This is a genomic window from Sinomicrobium pectinilyticum (genome assembly GCF_003725735.1).
Classification (GTDB): Bacteria; Bacteroidota; Bacteroidia; order Flavobacteriales; family Flavobacteriaceae; genus Sinomicrobium; species Sinomicrobium pectinilyticum.
Genome location: NZ_RJTM01000026.1, coordinates 1 through 19011, shown reverse-complemented (window position 1 = coordinate 19011; position 19011 = coordinate 1). Strand labels below are relative to the sequence as shown.

The 19011-nt window shown below is 44.7% G+C and carries 16 protein-coding genes; 5 read left to right on the top strand and 11 right to left on the bottom strand.

Translation table 11 applies throughout. The features are described 5' to 3' along the window. Window positions 1–8 precede the first annotated feature (8 nt). Window positions 9–1283, top strand: coding sequence for a tetratricopeptide repeat protein (locus ED312_RS04325; RefSeq protein ID WP_123214782.1), 1275 nt, complete (start codon window positions 9–11; stop codon window positions 1281–1283). 92 nt (window positions 1284–1375) lie between these two features. Here ED312_RS04325 and clpB read toward each other — a convergent pair whose 3' ends face one another. Then, window positions 1376–3982 carry an ATP-dependent chaperone ClpB gene (clpB, locus tag ED312_RS04320; RefSeq protein WP_123214781.1) on the bottom strand — a complete coding sequence of 869 codons (2607 nt, stop codon included), beginning with the start codon at window positions 3980–3982 and terminating at the stop codon, window positions 1376–1378. Window positions 3983–4195: 213 nt separating this feature from the next. Between clpB and ytxJ the strand changes: the two genes are divergently transcribed. Beyond that, on the top strand, window positions 4196–4609 hold the full coding sequence (gene ytxJ, locus ED312_RS04315; protein WP_123214780.1) for a bacillithiol system redox-active protein YtxJ: 414 nt from the start codon (window positions 4196–4198) through the stop codon (window positions 4607–4609). Between the two features lie 133 nt (window positions 4610–4742). On the opposite strand, the gene ED312_RS04310 is transcribed toward ytxJ, so the two are convergent. From ED312_RS04310 to ED312_RS04295, 4 genes are all read right to left on the bottom strand, one after another. Then, a complete protein-coding gene (locus ED312_RS04310; RefSeq protein ID WP_123214779.1) occupies window positions 4743–6551 on the bottom strand; it encodes an acyl-CoA dehydrogenase family protein in 1809 nt (602 codons plus the stop codon). Between the two features lie 33 nt (window positions 6552–6584). Continuing rightward, window positions 6585–7769 (bottom strand): acetyl-CoA C-acyltransferase, encoded by a 1185-nt coding sequence (locus ED312_RS04305; RefSeq protein WP_123214778.1) that lies wholly within the window; start codon window positions 7767–7769, stop codon window positions 6585–6587. A gap of 295 nt (window positions 7770–8064) precedes the next feature. Further along, complete coding sequence (locus tag ED312_RS04300; RefSeq protein WP_123214777.1) at window positions 8065–10470, bottom strand: 3-hydroxyacyl-CoA dehydrogenase/enoyl-CoA hydratase family protein; 2406 nt, start codon at window positions 10468–10470, stop codon at window positions 8065–8067. A 65-nt stretch (window positions 10471–10535) separates the two neighbouring features. After that, window positions 10536–10973, bottom strand: coding sequence for a MarR family winged helix-turn-helix transcriptional regulator (locus ED312_RS04295; protein ID WP_123214776.1), 438 nt, complete (start codon window positions 10971–10973; stop codon window positions 10536–10538). Window positions 10974–11333: 360 nt separating this feature from the next. Here ED312_RS04295 and ED312_RS04290 point away from each other — a divergent pair, with 360 nt between their 5' ends. After that, window positions 11334–12692: an alpha-L-fucosidase gene (locus tag ED312_RS04290; protein ID WP_123214775.1), complete on the top strand. Its 1359-nt coding sequence runs from the start codon at window positions 11334–11336 to the stop codon at window positions 12690–12692. 229 nt (window positions 12693–12921) lie between these two features. Here ED312_RS04290 and ED312_RS04285 read toward each other — a convergent pair whose 3' ends face one another. The 4 genes from ED312_RS04285 to ED312_RS04270 all read right to left on the bottom strand — a co-directional run bounded on the left by ED312_RS04285 (window position 12922) and on the right by ED312_RS04270 (window position 16219). Continuing rightward, window positions 12922–14733: an AMP-dependent synthetase/ligase gene (locus ED312_RS04285; RefSeq protein ID WP_123214774.1), complete on the bottom strand. Its 1812-nt coding sequence runs from the start codon at window positions 14731–14733 to the stop codon at window positions 12922–12924. A 201-nt stretch (window positions 14734–14934) separates the two neighbouring features. Beyond that, a complete protein-coding gene (locus ED312_RS04280; RefSeq protein WP_206363205.1) occupies window positions 14935–15405 on the bottom strand; it encodes an SRPBCC family protein in 471 nt (156 codons plus the stop codon). 33 nt (window positions 15406–15438) lie between these two features. Beyond that, the gene (locus tag ED312_RS04275) at window positions 15439–15876 is read right to left on the bottom strand and encodes an SRPBCC family protein (RefSeq protein WP_123214773.1); all 438 of its coding nucleotides are present in this window, start codon (window positions 15874–15876) and stop codon (window positions 15439–15441) included. 22 nt (window positions 15877–15898) lie between these two features. Further along, entirely contained in the window at window positions 15899–16219 is a 321-nt protein-coding gene (locus ED312_RS04270; protein ID WP_123214772.1) for an ArsR/SmtB family transcription factor, read from the bottom strand. A gap of 152 nt (window positions 16220–16371) precedes the next feature. On the opposite strand from ED312_RS04270, the gene ED312_RS04265 reads away from it, so the two are divergent. Together ED312_RS04265 and ED312_RS04260 are read left to right on the top strand one after the other, a co-directional pair. Next, window positions 16372–17481, top strand: a complete 1110-nt coding sequence (locus ED312_RS04265; RefSeq protein ID WP_123214841.1) for a D-TA family PLP-dependent enzyme — start codon at window positions 16372–16374, stop codon at window positions 17479–17481. Window positions 17482–17645: 164 nt separating this feature from the next. Then, window positions 17646–18074, top strand: a complete 429-nt coding sequence (locus ED312_RS04260) for an FKBP-type peptidyl-prolyl cis-trans isomerase (RefSeq protein WP_123214771.1) — start codon at window positions 17646–17648, stop codon at window positions 18072–18074. 162 nt (window positions 18075–18236) lie between these two features. Here ED312_RS04260 and ED312_RS04255 read toward each other — a convergent pair whose 3' ends face one another. Further along, complete coding sequence (locus tag ED312_RS04255; RefSeq protein WP_123214770.1) at window positions 18237–18464, bottom strand: hypothetical protein; 228 nt, start codon at window positions 18462–18464, stop codon at window positions 18237–18239. Window positions 18465–18559: 95 nt separating this feature from the next. Then, window positions 18560–19011: DUF4249 family protein (locus ED312_RS04250; protein ID WP_123214769.1), on the bottom strand; the 452-nt coding region annotated here is incomplete at its 5' end.

Here is a 19011-nt window from a genome sequence, read left to right as displayed (position 1 = left end):
CAAGACTCATGAAGAAAAAGATTTTTATTTTTTCTGCATTGTTAATTTCTTCTTTATCCATAGCTCAGAAGAAAGAATTGAGAGATGCGGAGAAAGCGTTGAAAAAAGGAAGCATAGCGGAAGCCAAAAGTGCGTTGGAGAGTGTCGAGTCCTCGATTTCCTCTGCCGACGATAAATACAAGGCCCAGTATTATTTTCTGGATGGTAAACTAAACTACGAAGAGGCAAAAAGCGGGGGAAATGCAGATGCTTCTTACCAAAAGGCAGTAGAGTCCTTTAAAGAGCTCATAGCCGTGGAAAAAGAGAGCGGTAGTGAAAAATATACCGGGGAAGCTTCCCAACTGATTCAATCCATTTCTGCCGATCTGGTGAATTCTGCAGTAGAAGATAATCAAAACCAGGATTATGCAGAGGCCGCCAAAAAATTGTATATGGCATATCAGCTGGATACCACTAATCAGGATTACCTGTATTATGCAGCTTCGAGTGCCGTAAACGGAGAAGATTATGACACGGCATTGAAATATTACGAGGAACTTAAGGAACTCGGGTACACCGGAGAAGCGGTAAAATATTATGCTACTAACAAGGAAACCGGAGAGAAGGAAGAACTTCCCAAAGATCAAAGGGACCTTATGGTAAAAGCGGGGACGCATGAAAAACCCGAAGACGAGAAAACGGAATCCAGGTTTCCCGAGATCGTTAAAAATATTGCATTGATCTATTCTCAAAAGGGAGATAATGAAAAAGCGATAGAAGCGGTGAAGGAAGCAAGGAAAGTAGATCCTGAAGACGTAAACCTTCTTATGACCGAAGCTAACCTTTATATTAAGCTCGGACAAAAAGACAAGTTTAAGGAAGTTATGGAGCAGGCCATCCAAAAAGATCCCAACAATGCAATGCTGTACTATAACCTCGGTGTTATTACGGGAGAGCAGGGCGATAAGGAACAAGCCAGGAAATATTATGAAAAGGCCATTGAACTTGATCCGAAATACGAAGCAAGTTATATGAATATGGCTTCGCTGATACTGGGAGAAGAAGTTGCCATAGTGGATGAAATGAATAGCCTGGGAACTTCCAAAGCAGATAACAAGCGTTATGACGAACTAAAGGCAAAAAGAGAAGGACTTTACAAAGAAGCTGTCCCTTACCTGGAAAAGATACTGGAACTGAATCCTAATAGTGTAGAAGCCACAAAAACCCTCATGAACATTTACGGGTCTATAGGAGAAGATGCCAAGTACAAGGAGCTGAAATCCAAACTGGATACCATGCAATAAAAGCATATCAAACGGTAATGTATACCGGATAAGACAAAAAATAGCGGGATTTTTCCCGCTATTTTTTGTTTATAAATATATTTTTCTCTTTTTTATCCTTCAACAGCATCTGCCTGATTCCGGAAAACGAGTTTGTCGTCAAATTCGTCAAGGAGGATAATACTGTCGGTAGATACCCTGCCACTGAGGATTTCTTTGGAAAGCTCGTTGAGCACTTCCTTCTGTATGATCCGTTTTACGGGCCGGGCACCAAACTGGGGATCATATCCTTTCCTGGCGAGATATGAAATGGCCTCTTCTGTCGCGTCGAGTACAATGTGCTGCTTCGCGATCATTCTGGTGACATTTTTAAGCTGTAACTTCACAACTTCCCTGATATTGCCCTCCGTAAGCGGGGTGAACATGATAATGTCGTCGATACGGTTGAGAAATTCGGGTCGTACTGTTTGTCTGAGCAATCCGAGCACTTCTGCTTTTGCCGCTTCGGTAGCACTTAAGAGGTCTTTGACCGCTTCGAACTTTTCCTGGATAATATGGCTGCCGAGATTGCTGGTCATGATGATGATCGTATTCTTAAAATCTGCCAGTCGTCCTTTGTTATCGGTAAGACGACCTTCGTCCAGTACCTGTAGCAGTATGTTGAACGTATCCGGATGCGCTTTTTCGATCTCATCAAGCAAGACTACGGAATAGGGCTTGCGTCTTACGGCTTCCGTGAGCTGTCCGCCTTCATCATATCCCACATATCCCGGAGGCGCTCCTACCAGCCTGCTTACGGCGTGGCGTTCCTGGTATTCGCTCATGTCGAGACGGGTAATGGCAGATTCGTCATCGAACAGGTAATCGGCAAGGGCCTTTGCCAGCTCCGTTTTACCAACACCTGTTGTTCCGAGGAAAAGGAAAGACCCTATAGGTCGTTTTTCGTCCTGTAGTCCTGCACGGCTTCGGCGTATGGCATCGGATACGGCCTGTATGGCCTCTTCCTGTCCAACCACTCTTTTATGGAGTTCTTCCTCCAACCGGAGCAATTTTTCCCTATCGCTCTGCAGCATTTTGGTCACGGGGATTCCTGTCCATTTAGCTACTACTTCAGCAATATCCTCATTGGTCACTTCTTCTTTTATAAGCGAGCTTCCTTCGGACTGCTGCCGGTTTAACTGTTCCTGGAGTTTATCCAGTTTTTCCTGAGCCTCCTTGATCTTCCCGTAACGTATTTCCGCTACCTTTCCGTAATCACCTTCACGTTCCGCGCGTTCCGCTTCGAGTTTAAAATTCTCTATATCTTCTTTGGTGTTCTGTATGTTGTCTACAACCTCTTTTTCACTTTGCCATTTCGCATAGATATCATTTCTGTCTTCCTTGATGTTAGCGAGATCGGCATTGAGAGACTTCAGTTTGTCCTCGTCATTTTCGCGTTTTATGGCTTCGATCTCTATTTCGAGCTGCATGATCCTTCTGTCGAGCACATCGAGTTCTTCGGGTTTGGAATTTATCTCCATACGCAGTTTGGAAGCGGCCTCATCCATCAGGTCAATCGCCTTGTCGGGGAGGAACCTGTTGGTGATATAGCGCTGGGACAATTCCACCGCAGCAATTATGGCCTCGTCCTTGATCCTCACTTTGTGGTGGGTTTCGTATTTCTCTTTAATACCGCGAAGTATGGAGATGGCACTTTCCGTATCCGGCTCGTCCACCATTACTTTCTGGAAACGTCTTTCCAGTGCCTTATCCTTTTCGAAATATTTTTGGTACTCATCGAGGGTAGTGGCCCCTATGGCCCTGAGTTCCCCGCGGGCAAGGGCGGGCTTCAGTATGTTTGCCGCATCCATGGCCCCTTCGCCGCCACCGGCACCGACCAGGGTATGTATTTCGTCTATGAACATTACAATATTGCCATCCGATGCAGTGACTTCCTTAATAACGGATTTCAGTCGCTCCTCGAATTCTCCTTTGTACTTTGCACCTGCAATAAGGGCGCCCATATCCAGAGAGTAGATTTCCTTGTCCTTCAGGTTTTCCGGGATATCTCCCTGTATGATCCTGTGGGCGATACCTTCGGCAATGGCTGTTTTACCGACCCCCGGTTCTCCTACGAGCATGGGGTTGTTCTTTGTCCTACGCGAGAGTATCTGCAGCACCCTCCGGATTTCTTCGTCACGGCCTATAACAGGGTCCAGTTTACCGTCATTGGCAAGCTGATTGAGGTTTTTGGCGTACTTATTCAAAGCATTGTAAGTTTCTTCCGCCCCGGAAGAAGTTACCCTTTCACCTTTACGCAATTCGTCTATAGCGGTTTGAAGTCCTTTTTCGGTAACTCCCTGGTCTTTTAATATTTGTGCGATCTTACTTTTGGATTTAAAGATCGCGAGTATCAGGTGTTCTACGGAGACGTATTCGTCGTTCATTTTTTTGGCAATGACACTGGCCTCGTTCAAAGCAGTACCCGCTTCCCTCGAAAACATAAGTTGTCCGCCTTCCACCTTAGAAAAGCTGTCCAGGGTCTTATCCAGTATCTGTTTTAATAAGGGGACATTAACCTGCAATTTTTTAAGCAGAAAGGGGAGTACATTTTCATCCACTTCAAAAATAGCCTTGAACAAATGTTCATTTTCAATTTGCTGATGGCCGTATCCCTGGGCAATCTGTTGTGCCTGCTGGATGGCCTCCTGTGATTTTATCGTAAAATTATTAAGGTTCATTTGTGCTGTTTTGTTATTAATAGATCTTCAACCCGTAGCGTCAATTCTTATTCCATTGCTGCATCATGGACAATATGTCAGTAAATTCTTTAAAGAAAGCAGACAATATGGCGTTTATATGGAGCGAAATATACCGGTAATTGTCTTAATGATAAATGACCGGGATCATTTACCTTTGTATTTTCTAATGCAAATTTTATCAGATATAAAGTTATGGGATTTTTTGATACGATTTTTGGTAAGAAGGCTCCGGGTCCGGGGGCCGGTGATCATGAGAAGCAGAAAACATGGGAGTGGGAACCGCTTACGGATATCGCGCAACTGGAAGTAATAGAGAAGGAGAGCAATATGGTCCCGATCGTTATATTTAAACACAGCACCCGCTGCGGAATCAGCAGGATGGCCTACAGGAATTTCGAAAGTGAAATGCCTGCGGAAAAAGTAAATGCCAAATTTTACTACCTGGACCTGTTGGAATACAGGAATGTATCTGACGCAATAGCTACCCGTTTTGGCGTGATGCACGAAAGTCCCCAGCTCATACTTATCAGGGACGGAAAAGCCGTATACAACGAATCTCACGGGGGGATATCCGCACCGAAGTTAGTGGAAATGCTGGCAGGTTGAGAATATACTTGTTCTGATTGCGGGAGACAGGAAAAAAAGGCGGAAGACCAGGTATACGGAAAACAAAAACGCCCTGCAGAGCAAGACGTTTTTAACCAACCAAAACCTCCCCGGCAGTTTTTGTTACCGGGAATTAGAAGCAATATTCGTTTTCCGCAATGATCTTGTCTGCTATTTTTTCGCGCAGGGCTATTACATTGGGTAAGTTCGTATATTTTGTAAAACGTTTGAGCCCCATGAGCATCATTCGCTGTTCGTCGCCTTCCGCAAAGGATACAATGCCTTCTTTTCCTTTTTCGGTGATAATATCCACGGCTTTGTAAAGGTATAACCGGGCCATGGCGATCTCCGCTCCGGATTTTTCCTCTCCGTTCTTTTTAGCCAGTTTTTCTGTTCTTAGAATTACGGATTCGGCCATATAGATCTCGATCAGGATATCGGCGGCGGCCATAAGCAATTGCTGGTGTTCTTCCAGGGCCGGCCCGTATTTTTGTACGGCAGCCCCGGCGACCATTAAAAATACTTTCTTGAGCTTCCCGATCATTTCTTTTTCCTCGGAAAACAACGGGGAATAATCCGGGATGTCGAAAGAGGGAATCCCCATGAGTTCGTCTGCCACGCTTTTGGCCGGAGACAAGAGGTCAACATGGCCTTTCATGGCTTTTTTTACCAGCATGCCCACAGCGAGCATACGGTTAATTTCGTTGGTACCTTCATAGATACGCGAAATACGGGCATCTCTCCAGGCAGATTCCATGGGAGTATCTTCGGAGAAGCCCATTCCACCGAATATCTGAATACCTTCGTCCGTACAATGCTGTATGTCTTCGGAAACGGCCACTTTGAGAATAGAACATTCTATAGCGTATTCTTCCACACCTTTCAGTTCGGCTTCCTGATGGCTGTTGCCATCGGATTTTCTGATAGCGATCCTGTCCTCAATATTTTTGGCTGCACGGTAGCAGGCAGATTCTCCTGCATACATGGTAGCGGCCATATCGGCAAGTTTGGCCTTGATTGCCCCGAATTGTGCTATAGGAGTCTTAAACTGAACGCGTTCATTGGCATATTTGACAGAATTGGTGATAACCCTTCGCTGCGCATCCAAACAGGCGGCAGCAAGCTTTATGCGGCCTATATTAAGGGCATTCATGGCTATTTTGAAACCGTTTCCGCGTTCGGAAAGCATATTTTCCACCGGGACTTTAGTCTCATTGAAAAATACCTGGCGGGTAGAGGAGGCCCGGATTCCGAGTTTGTGTTCCTCTTCTCCGAGGGTAATCCCGTTTTCCGGGTCGTACTCCACGATAAAGCCGGTAATATACTTGTCATCTTCAATCCTTGCAAATACGATCATAAGATCGCAGAACCCCGCATTGGATATCCACATTTTCTGCCCGGAAATGAGATAGTGTTTGCCATCTTCACTCAGGACGGCTTTTGTTTTGCCACTGTTGGCATCACTTCCCGCACCGGGTTCGGTAAGGCAATAGGAGCCAAACCATTCTCCTGTGGCTAGTCTGGGTACGTACTTTTGCTTTTGTTCTTCCGTTCCGTAGAGAAGTATGGGCATGGTGCCGATTCCCGTATGTGCCCCGAAGGCTGTGGCCAGAGAGCCTGTGGCACCGGAAATATAATCGCATACCAGCATCGTGGATACGAACCCCATTCCCATACCGCCAAGTTCTTCCGGTACAGCTACACTGAGAAGACCGAGTTCACCGGCTTTGCGCATAATCTCTTCGGTGAAGGCATAATCTTTTTTCTCAAACCGCTCTTTATTGGGCCACACTTCCCGGTCTATAAAATCTTTTACCGTGTCCCGCATCATCTTCTGCTCCTCCGAAAAATCTTCTGGAGTAAAGACATCTTCACATGCGGTTTCCTTGACAAGGAACTGTCCACCACGAAGAATATTGTCTTTTTCTGCTTGTGTTTCCATAACCGTTATCTTTATATTTATTCCTTTATTGTGCTATAACAATTCATAAATCCCTGCTGCTCCCTGACCGGTACCTACACACATGGTAACCATTCCGTACTTGTTACCGCGGCGTTTCATTTCGTCAAACAGTTGTACGGATAATTTGGCCCCTGTACATCCGAGCGGGTGCCCCAGGGCTATGGCCCCTCCATTTACATTCACAATATCCGGGTTCATGCCGAGTTCGCGGATTACGGCAAGGGATTGAGAAGCAAAAGCTTCATTGAGTTCCACCAGTTCGATATCCTTTAATTGCATACCGGCTTGTTTCAATGCCTTCGGAATGGCTATCACGGGGCCAATACCCATTATTCTGGGTTCCACACCGGCAGCGGTATAGCTTACCAGGCGTGCTATGGGCTCCAGGTTGAGTTCCTTTACCATTTCTTCACTCATTACCATAACAAAGGCGGCACCGTCGCTCATTTGCGAGGAATTACCAGCAGTAACACTGCCCCCGTTGGCGAATACGGGCCTTAGCCTTGCCAGCGCTTCCGGGGAAGTATCTGCGCGGGGACCTTCGTCTTTATTTACGGTATAGGATTTTTCGGTTTTTTTTCCGGAAGTATCTACATAGACCTGTTCGATCTCTATAGGGACGATCTGCCGGTCGAATTTACCTTCGGCCTGTGCTTTTAATGCTTTCTGGTGTGAATTATAGGCAAACTCGTCCTGGTCTTCACGGGAAACCTTGTATTTTTCGGCTACGGCCTCTGCGGTCAGTCCCATTCCCCAGTAATAATCTTCATGCCCTGCTTTAGCCACGGCATAGTCGGGGACGGGTTTATATCCGCCCATAGGAATATAGCTCATACTTTCGGCTCCTCCGGCTATAATACAATCGGCCATTCCGGCCTGTATTTTTGCTGTTGCCATACCTATGGTTTCTATTCCGGATGCACAGTACCTGTTAACCGTTACCCCGGGAACATCGACAATGTCGAGCCCCATGAGGGAGATGAGCCTGCCCATATTCAATCCCTGTTCAGCTTCGGGCATGGCATTTCCCACCATAACATCATCAATACGGTTTTTATCCAGCCCCGGCAGTTCGTTCATCAGGTGCTGAATAGTCTCCGCGGCGAGTTCATCGGGCCTTTTGAACCGGAACGTCCCCCGCGGAGCTTTACCAACCGCGGTACGGTATGCTTTTACTATATATGCTGTTTTTTTCATTTTTTTAGATTTTAGATCTTAGAATTTAGACCTTAGATGTTACGTATCAAGTCTTTTGCTTTAATGCTATTTTGAAAACTTTTTTATCAAAGTATAATTTATTTTTTGTACTTCGATCAAATCTTCTATAAGAGGTGTTACTTCTTTTTCAGAAATGAGATTAACAGGAAATCGCGATGTAATAATATAAGCCTGCCCGGTTATGTTCATAGCCTTTTGGCACGGGTTCAGATGCATATTCAGAGTTTTTAGTCGGTTAACAATTATCTAATATCTCAAGTCTCAAATCTTATATCTAATTTCTCAATGGTTTCCCCGTCTTAAGCATATGTTGTATCCGTTCCAGTGTTTTTCGTTCGGTACAGAGTGAGAGGAAGGCTTCTCTTTCGAGATCCAGCAGGTACTGCTCACTGACGTTTGTGGCTTCGGACAGGTCACCACCAGCCATGACATAGGCAAGTTTATTTGCGATTTTCTTATCGTGTTCAGATATGTATTTACCTGCGTACATACTATCGGTACCCACCAGGAACGCTCCCAGCGCCTGTTTCCCTAGGACTTTGATGTCTTTTCTCCGGACAGGTTGTGTGTATCCGGCTTCTGCCAGTAATAAGGCATGTTTCTTTGCTTCCGCTATCTGACGGTCCTTGTTGACCACAATAATGTCTTTTCCTTTTTGAAGGATACCCAGGTCATATGCTTCATATGCGGATGTAGATACTTTTGCAGTACCGATAGTCAGGAAATATTCACGCAGGGCATTAAGTTCCACATCATCTTTTTTGAAGGTATCGGCCGCTCTCAGGGTCATTTCCTTGGAACCGCCTCCTCCGGGAATAACCCCTACACCGAATTCCACGAGACCGATATAAGTTTCTGCCGCGGCCACCACTTTATCGGCATGCATGCTCATTTCGCATCCGCCGCCCAGGGTCATGCCATGTGGCGCCACAATCACCGGAACAGAGGAATAGCGTACACGCATGATGGTATCCTGGAACATTTTAATAGCCATGTTCAGTTCGTCATATTCCTGCTCCACAGCCATCATAAAGATCATTCCTATATTGGCCCCTACGGAGAAATTGACCGCCTGGTTACCGATCACCAGTCCGGCATATTCCCTTTCCGCAAGGTCTATGGCTTTATTGATCCCCTGTAGTACCTCTCCGCCGATGGTGTTCATCTTGGACTGGAATTCCAGGTTCAGAATTCCGTCGCCCAGGTCTTCGATAACGGCATCACTGTTGCTCCATATTTTTTTGCTTTCGCGTATGTTGTTCAGAATAATAAAGGCATCCTGTCCTGGGACTTTCACCTGGGATTTGGAGGGAATATCGTAATAATAGGTATTACCCTCTTTTACGGTATAGAAAGACTCGTTACCGGAGGTCAGCATTTCTCCGACCCAGTCTGCAGCTTTGTACCCTTCGGCTTTCATTATCTCCAGGCCTTTTTTCACGCCGATGGCATCCCAGATTTCAAAGGGACCGTTTTCCCAGCCGAAACCGGCTTTCATAGCGTCGTCTATTTTATAAAGATCGTCCGTGATCTCGGGGATACGATGAGAAACATAGCCAAACAAGGCAGAGAAGTTCTTTCTGTAAAACTCACCGGCCTTGTCCTTGCCCTCTACGAGTACTTTAAAACGGTCTATGGGCCGGTCAATGGTTTTGGTGAGTTCCAGTGTGCCGAAAGAAGCTTTTTTGCCGGGACGGTATTCCAGTGTGTCCAGATCGAGGGAAAGAATTTCGCTTTTTCCGTCCTCTCCTTTAATTTTCTTGTAGAATCCCTGGCCGGTTTTGCTTCCCAGCCATTTGTTCTCCATCATAGTATTGATGAAATCCGGAAGTTTAAAAAGATCGTGGGCTTCGTCATCCGGACAGTTTTCATATAAGCCGTTGGCTACGTGGACAAGGGTATCCAATCCTACAACATCTACCGTCCGGAAGGTAGCGGATTTGGGACGCCCGATCACCGGTCCCGTAAGTTTATCCACTTCTTCTACGGTAAGTCCCATGTCCTTAACCTGATGGAACAGGCTCATAATACCAAAAATACCGATACGGTTTCCTATGAATGCAGGGGTGTCTTTGGCTACTACCGATGTTTTTCCGAGAAACTTGTCTCCGTATATATTCAGAAAATCCAGCACTTCCCCGGAAGTTTTCGGTCCCGGTATGATTTCGAATAGTTTTAAGTAACGTGCAGGATTAAAGAAGTGTGTTCCGCAAAAGTGCTTCTGGAAATCTTCACTACGGCCTTCACTCATAAAATGAATAGGAATACCCGATGTATTGGAAGTAACAAGGGTACCCGGGGTGCGGTGCCGCTCAATCTGCTCGAAAACCTTTTTCTTGATATCCAGTCTTTCTACAACAACCTCAATGATCCAGTCTGCATCTGCAATTTTCTTTATATCATCTTCAAGGTTTCCCGTAGTGATCCGGTCTGCGAAATTTTTGTGGTAAATAGGAGAGGGGCTGGATTTTAATGCGGAAGCCAGATTGTCGTTAGCTATACGGTTGCGGACGATTTTATCTTCCAGGCTCAGTCCTTTTTGCTGTTCTTTTTCGGTAAGTTCGCGGGGGACGATATCGAGAAGCAGTACTTCTACACCGATATTGGCAAAATGGCAGGCAATGCCACTTCCCATAATCCCGGAGCCGATTACCGCTACTTTCTTAATGTGTCGTTTCATTTTTTTGTTTTCTGTGGTTTGTCGTTATTATGTATTTTATTGCGGATGAAGGAAACCGATCGTACTTATGTTTTGTATATCTTCTTTTCCACGATGAGATTGTTGATAATATCTATAACTTCAAAAAATATTTCAAGTTTTTCTTCGGAAATACTGTCTTTTATCACGTCGTTGAACCGGAGTACCACAGCTTTGGAAAGCTCTCTTTTTTCACGTCCGAGTTCAGTAAGACATATCAGAACGCTTCTGCCATCATCCGGATTGGGTTTTCTTTCAATGAGCCCCTTGGCCTGCATATTTTTTAGTATCCGGGATAAACTGGTTGCTTCCATTCCCATTTTAGGTCCGAGTGAAGTGGAAGGCGTGCCTTTGTCCCGGTCGATACTCAACAAGGTGAAACCCGTAGCCATCGTAGTTTCATATTTACCGGCTTCTTCATTATACATCCTGGCAATGGCCTGCCAGGTAGCCCTCAATGCATAATCTATGGTTTTGTCTTTCATGTATATTGGTCTGAAAACCAAATATACAAAATTTTATTATGCACGCATAATAAATAGACGTTAAATTTTTACATCTGTAAAACGGACCTTTAATTTATGATAATTTTATAACAATACCTATTATCCGCTGGCTGTTAACAATTATATAAAGCCGTTTTCAACATATTTTTTATCGCCCAACCGGCCAAAGCAGGTATATACAGGTGCCGGGATATTTTGTAACGGGGTAAAGCAGGATAGGGATAAGTGTTTCGACAGCCGCTGATTAAATCTCTCCATTAATCAAAGAAAAGGGTAGGATACCATAAAAATCGTATATTTGTTATCGAACACGTTTTTACTCACTAAACTTTATTTTTCATGAGAAAGTGCTTGTTGTTATTATTTTCAGGCCTGTTACCCGGGGTTTTCTACGGACAGGGGAATGAAAAACTATCGGATTCGGTAGACGAACAAAAAATGGAGTGGTTTGCCGATGCCAAACTGGGTATCTTCGTACACTGGGGAATCTATGCCGTGAAAGGTATAGACGAATCCTGGTCGTTCTATAACGGAAAGATAGAACACGGGGATTATATGAAGCAACTGGAGGGATTTACCGCTAAAAATTACGATCCGGGACATTGGGCGGAACTTATCAAAGAGAGCGGAGCGCAGTATGCCGTCATTACCTCGCGTCATCACGACGGGGTGGCCCTGTGGGACAGTGAGCAGGGAGGAACAACTACCGTAAAAGACACTCCCGCAAAACGCGACCTTATTACTCCCTTTACAAACGCATTGCGGGCCAACGGGTTAAAAGTGGGGATGTATTACTCGCTTTCCAACTGGTCGCATAAGGATTATAATGAATTTACACGTGAGGAAAAACGCTACGATATAAAGAAGGAGCCTAGGCGCTGGGAACGTTATAAAAAGTACATGTTCGGACAGATAGAAGAACTGTCGGAAACATTTAACCCGGACCTTTGGTGGTTTGACGGTGACTGGGAACACAGTGCGGAGGAATGGGAAGCTCCCGGGATACGAAAGATATTGCTGGATAAAAACCCCAATACGATCATTAATTCCCGCTTGCAGGGATATGGAGATTATTCTACCCCGGAACAGGGAGTGCCGGTATTCAACCCTCCTGCCAGGTACTGGGAGTTGTGCCTTACCATGAACGGGAGCTGGGGCTATCAGCCCCTGGATACGGAATACAAAACGCCATACGAGGTTATCCGCATTTTTTCGGATATGATAAGTATGGGAGGTAATCTCTTGCTCGATATCGGCCCGAAAGCAGACGGGGAAATTCCGGCCGAACAGGTACATATACTTAAGGAACTGGGAAAATGGACCGGCAAACATAAAGAAGCCATATACGGTACGCGTAAGGGAATAGATCTGCATTATTTCTACGGACCGACAACATTATCAAAAGACAAAAAAACACTTTATCTCTTTGTGCCCGGTACCTCTCAAAATGAACTGGTACTGAAAGGGATTAAGAATCAGATTACTTCCGTAAGTGTGGTGGGAAGCGGAGAAAAACTGGACTATTACACCAAGGGGGCCATAGACTGGGCCCATTATCCCGGCATATCGTATATAAAAGTTCCGAAGGAAGTTACGGATACTTATATGACAGTGTTGAAAGTTGATCTGGACGGTCCGCTGGAGTTATTCAACAAATATGGCCCACAGCAAGGGCAAAAGCCGGAAAAGGAAAATTGAGATAATAGCTTCATTTTGAAAATCAAAAGTCCTTGAAAATTTGAGCTATTATTCGGTTATCGGGATTATGGATAGTTTATGATTATGAAAAAAACAACACTTTATTAGGAAAACAATACCCGTATTTCCGGCAGGGGCAATAGCATTCAAAATTTTTCAAGGACTTTCTCTTTTCTGTATCCGGCAGTATTCTATATTAGGAGACTACCGGATTTTTCATTGTTGATACTCATGTACCCTGGTTCTTCTTATTACCGTTTTCACTTTCGTGACGGTATATCTTATCGTAGAGATCCTGGTACTTCTCTTTGATGATCTTTCTTTTTAGTTTTAAGGTAGGGGTCAGGTGCCCGCTTTCTATGGACCAGATATCGGGCGTGAGTTCAAATTTCTTTATTTGTTCCCAGTGACCGAATTTTTTATTATAAGCAGCAATTTCTTCCTGGTAACGGGCTATAACGTCCGGGTTTGTCGCGATCTCCTCGTTGGTTTTCCCAATGTCTATACGTTTTCTTGCCGCCCATTCCTTCAGGAAATCAAAATTAGGTTGAATAAAGGCTGCAGGAAGCTTTTCACCTTCACCGATGACCATGATATGTTCGATAAAACGCGATTGTTTCATTTCATTCTCTATGATCTGCGGAGCGATGTATTTTCCTCCGGAAGTTTTGAACATTTCTTTTTTACGGTCCGTTATACGTAAAAAGCCTTCCGCGTCCACTTCCCCGATGTCCCCCGTATGGAAATACCCGTCGGTCAGTGCCGCTTCGGTTTTTTCGGGGTCTTTATAATAGCCCATCATTACATTGGGCCCTTTGCAAAGTATTTCTCCGTCTTCGGCTATCTTAACTTCGACTCCGGGGATCATTTTTCCTACGGTACCGATTTTCCACCCGTGATTTTTCTGGCAGTTGACGGCAATTACCGGAGAGGTTTCCGTGAGGCCGTAACCTTCCATTACGGGAATGCCCGCAGCGGCAAATATTCTGCCCAGGCGGGGTTGCAATGCCGCGCTGCCGGAAACCATAATGTCCAGTTGTCCGCCAAGCCCTTCCTGCCATTTGCTGAATATCAGTTTCCGGGCGATTGCCAGTTGCATTTCGTACCACCATCCGTTGGCTTTATACGGTTCGAATTTTTCTCCCAGTTCCAGTGCCCAGAAAAACAGTTTTTTCTTGATCCCTGTTAATTCCGATCCCTTGGCATAAATCTTATCGTACACCTTTTCGAGTAACCTGGGGACTACGGTCATGACATTGGGTTTGACTTCTTTGAGGTTGTCGCTCATCTTGTCTATGGATTCGGCAAAGTAAATGGATATGCCATAGTACTGATAAAGATAGACTACCATGCGTTCGAAGATGTGGCATATGGGAAGAAAGCTCAGGGCCCTGGAGTCTCCCGCATTAAGCGGCACTCTTTCGGCACTGCCGAGTACGTTAGATACGATATTATTATGGGAAAGCATAACCCCCTTGGGCCTCCCGGTGGTTCCGGATGTATAGATCAATGTTGCCAGGTCGTGGGCATCTATAGCTTTTTTCCGGGCTTCGACTTCATCCTGGTTGGAGTCGTCTTTACCGGCGTCAAGGATCTCTGTCCAGTTTTTTACCCTTTCAATTTTGTCAAAAGAGTATACTTCCTGTAGGGAAGGGACTTTGGCTCGAATGGCATTCACCTTGGCCAGTACTTCCCCGTCCGATACAAAACAATACCGCGCCTCGCAATGGTTGAGCACGAATTCGTAATCTTCTTCCGAAATTGTAGGGTAGATGGGGACGGTCTGTGCCCCGGTCTGCAATACACCGATATCCAGAAGGTGCCATTCGGTGCGATTGGAGGAGGAGATCACCGCCACTTTATCGTTTACCTCAAGCCCGGTGCGGAGAAGCCCCCTGCTTATACTGTTGGCCTGGTCTACATAGGCCTTACTCGAAGTTTGCTTCCAGGCGCCATCCTGTTTGGTTGCCAGGGCGTCTTTCAGATCGTATTTTTCAAGTTGGAGATAGGGGATATCAAATATACGCGTAACGTCGGTCATCTTCTGCTGTTTTAAACCTTGTCTTAATTAAAGGTAAGGAAAATTAAGAATAAAAGGATTGCAAAATATGAAAATTGTAGATATAAATCAATGGGGTCTGTAAAAAAAACGGCGAATTGTTGTCAACTCTTTAATTCCGGCCATACACCGGATATTACAGAGCCGGCTTTCGGCAATATTATGAACAACGCTACGGAATTTCTACTGATGTTCTCGGAGTTTATAAGGAAACTTATCTTCAATAAGATTTAAACGTATCCCGTGCTCCAGGAATGCTTTTAATCCATCCAGGACCGTGGTAAAACCTCCTGTGGAATCTTTGATGACCCGGAGGAGTGCTTCTCCTTTCTCCGGAAAGCCGTAATTTTTAATAACTACATATGTGGCGTTCTCATCAAGAACCGTAAATTCAAAATCTACTGTAGTGGGAGGGTCTCCCCATGTAATGGAGATCTTTTTATCAGGAGATATCTCCCTGACAAAGACAGTAGTGGAAACCTGGTACATTTCCCATTCCCAGGTCAGCTTTTTCCCCTGTTCCAGTTTACCGCTACTGTGGGTAAACCAGAAATTCTTTGTGATTTCCGGGTCTGTAAATGCCTCGAAAACCATGGCTACGGGCTTTCGTATAAGCATTTGTGCCTCTACGTAATTTGATTCGTCTTCTTTCATATCTTTCAATTTGTCTGTACAGGTTGTTTTTTCCTAAACCTGTGCCTGTTTGTTTATGAAATCCGGCAATGCCGTACCTATAAAATATATCCATCCCTCGTTGAAGTTTTTGCGGGAAAGGTCCGGGTTGCTTTCCGGGAATGTTTCCAGCCCTTCATGGGTAAGCCGAAGCTTTGTCCGGTTCCCTTCGGGAAAAAGCTCGAAAATCACCAGGGAGTTGCCGGGATAACCGTCGTATCGCCAGGTATAGGCAATTTTTCTGTTTTCTACAACCTCGGTTATTTTACAGATATGCAGGTATTTTTTTTCATCCTTCCCGGCTGTGAAGCTGAATTCGAAACCTACTTCGGGACGAAATTCCTCAAGGTCAAAATACCATTGTTTCATGTGATCCTTGTCCGTAATTGCTTTCCAGACTTTTTCTACGGAAGCATTCAGTATTCGTTCGATGATTAAGGGAGCATTTTTCATAAAGCGATCGGTTTTCGGTTTTTCATCGGGATTTTAATTCATTTTTATACAGAAAATCTTCGAGAGCATCCAGTTTGCCGGTCCAGAATTTTTGATACTGCGCTATCCATTCGGACACTTCCCCCAGTTTTTTCAGGCGGGCTTCGCAATATCTTTCCCTGCCTTGCGGTTTTATTACGACCAGACCACACTCTTCCAGTACTTTAACATGTTTGGAAATAGCAGGCCTGCTCACTTCAAAATTATCGGCGATCTGGTTAATTGTAAGCCGTTCACCGGACAGTAAATGGATAATAGCCCTTCTGTTGGGATCAGCTATGGCCTGAAAAACATCTCTTCTCATATAATTATGTAACTAATCGGTTACTAATTTAAGCGAAACTGTTCGGTTCTCCAATTTTTCGGGATAATTTTTTGGATGATCCCGAAATGAAACAAGCTACAGGCCAACAAATATTTTGGTTTTACTTAGCTTTGGAAAGTAAAAACCAGGATATGAAAGATTGGTATATTATCGATAATATAGAGAAGATAGACTCTCCGGCAGTGGTCTTATACGAAAAGCATCTGGACCACAACCTGGAAGAGATGCTCAACATGGTAGGAGGAGATGTAAACAGGCTAAGGCCTCACCTGAAAACCAACAAAATGCCCGAAGTGGTAAAGCGTATGGTTGGGCTTGGAATAAAAAACTTCAAATCTTCTACCATCGCAGAAGCCGAGATGGCTGCAAAGGAGGGGGCGGAAAGCATACTGATAGCCCATCAGCTGGTAGGGCCCAAGACAGATCGGTTTTTTATGCTTGCGGACCGTTTTCCCGATACGAGGTTTTATACGATTATAGATAATTCGCATACCCTAGGAATATGGGATGCAAAAGCAAAAGCGACAGGAAGGGAGGTATTTGTTTTTATTGATGTAAATAACGGGATGAACAGGTCCGGAGTGGAGCCGGGACCGGGTTTAACGGAACTTATCGCTCAAACGGAAAAGGCAGCCCATGCAAGCCTGGTGGGATTACATGTCTATGACGGGCATCATCGGGACCAGGACTACGGGGAAAGAAAGGAGAAACTGGAAGCGGATTTCCGGAAGCTGCAGGAAATGACCGATGCACTGAAAAATGCTCATCCGGATTTTCAGGTCATATCCGGAGGCACTCCGGCATTTACCACACATCGTCTGGACAAAGAGCGAATATGCAGCCCGGGGACCTGTGTGTTTTGGGACTGGGGATATGATGAAAAACTCACGGAACAGGATTTTAAATTTGCCGTACTTCTCGTTACACGGGTTATTTCCAAACCCACGGAAGGAATTGTTACCATAGACCTGGGACACAAAGCGGTAGCTCCGGAAAATCCTGTGGATAAACGTATTAAATTCCTTAACCTGTCCGGTTATGAGCTACTTTCCCAAAGTGAAGAACACGGGGTTCTCCGTGTTGAGGACTGGAACAAAATAAACGTAGGAGATGTGCTTTACGGGGTTCCGTACCATATATGCCCCACTATTAACCTCTATGATGAGATTGACATCATCCGGGATGGAAAAAAATCCGATACCTGGGAAATTACGGCGAGAAGGCGCCGCATCACCATTTAACGGTAATAAGTTGTAATGCTCTTTTTGTTCATTTATGTCATTGTGACGGATCTTTTTTATGAAATCCGATCAAAATCAGTAAATTATCCCGTGATTTCCCTTGGAGATACCTCAGAAATCTTACCTTTGTAGCTAAACGACTATAAATTAGATATATTTTTTTTATGAGTAAAGTAAAAGCAAACGACACGGTACGAGTGCATTACACAGGAAAACTGAACGACGGGCAGGTATTTGACAGTTCTTTGGACCGTGACCCCCTGGAAGTACAGCTGGGGCAAGGCAGTCTTATACCCGGGTTTGAACAGGGGCTTATAGACATGGAGGTAAATGAGAAGAAAACAGTGACCATTCCGAAGGAAGAAGCTTACGGTGAAGTACGCGAGGAACTTTTCCATTCCATAAAGAAAGAAGAACTTCCTTCCGAGATTACTCCGGAAGTAGGTATGGGACTGGTAGCTAAAAATCCCGACGGTTCCGAATACCAGTTGCGCGTTGCAAAAGTAGAAGAAGACCATGTAGTTCTGGACGGTAATCATCCCCTTGCAGGTAAAGATCTTGTTTTTGACCTGGAACTGGTGGAGATAAAATAATGATAATAAATAAGTAGTGTCCGTTATTTAAAGCTTTAGTTCATTCATTAAAGAAGAATCAGGCTTAAAGAATAATGGTTGCACGCAAAATACTCTATCTGAAAAAATCCCCGGAAACCTTTATATACCGGGGATTTTTTTATGGTTTGTCCTGTTTTCGTCTCACAGAAGATCACCTGTTATTCCCATAGATTTAAGGACGCTTATAATCCCTTCGGGGTCTATATCGCTGTCCTCGATGCGCAATATATGATCCGTATCTTCCAGGTCGAAATCAATACCTGCATGCGGAAAATGACGTGATAGGACCAGGGCACATATGTCTGCCCTCACCGGATCGGTAATATCGGTCCGGAATATTTCTACGATAGCGGGAATTTCTTTCTTCATGCTTTTTCTGATAATGGTGGAAATGAAAAATAACCTATACCGGTCAATAATGGCCCCCCACCGTAAACCTTGGCGTAAAATTTTTTGTTAACGGATCATTCCACCACATACGAACGAATATCGGTTTCACAAAGCCTGAAATAACCATAGGCATAATTTTCCTCATTGGTTGTATTTATGAGGTTTCCCCTAACATTGGCCGGTGGTGTGCTGAAAGACCCTCCGTCGGTTGCTTCCAGGATGAGGGACATGTAATTGTCAAAACGTTCGGAAATACCGTAGAAGGTGATGTCAAGCCGGTCGCCGGTTTCGAGATCTTCATGACTGAAACTGTCGAACATTTCATTGCCCTGCGTAAATTTATCGTCATTGATATCGTATTCCGGGTAAATAAGGAAATCCGTCTCAAACTTTGACATATAATGATTGTTTTCTTCGGGGTTATCCTGGTAATAAAATGTTACCTCAATTTCATCGCTCAGGAAACCGGCATCGTCTTCCTGCTCTATACGTGTAATTTCGGGTACGCTCATAAGTTGTTCGCTGG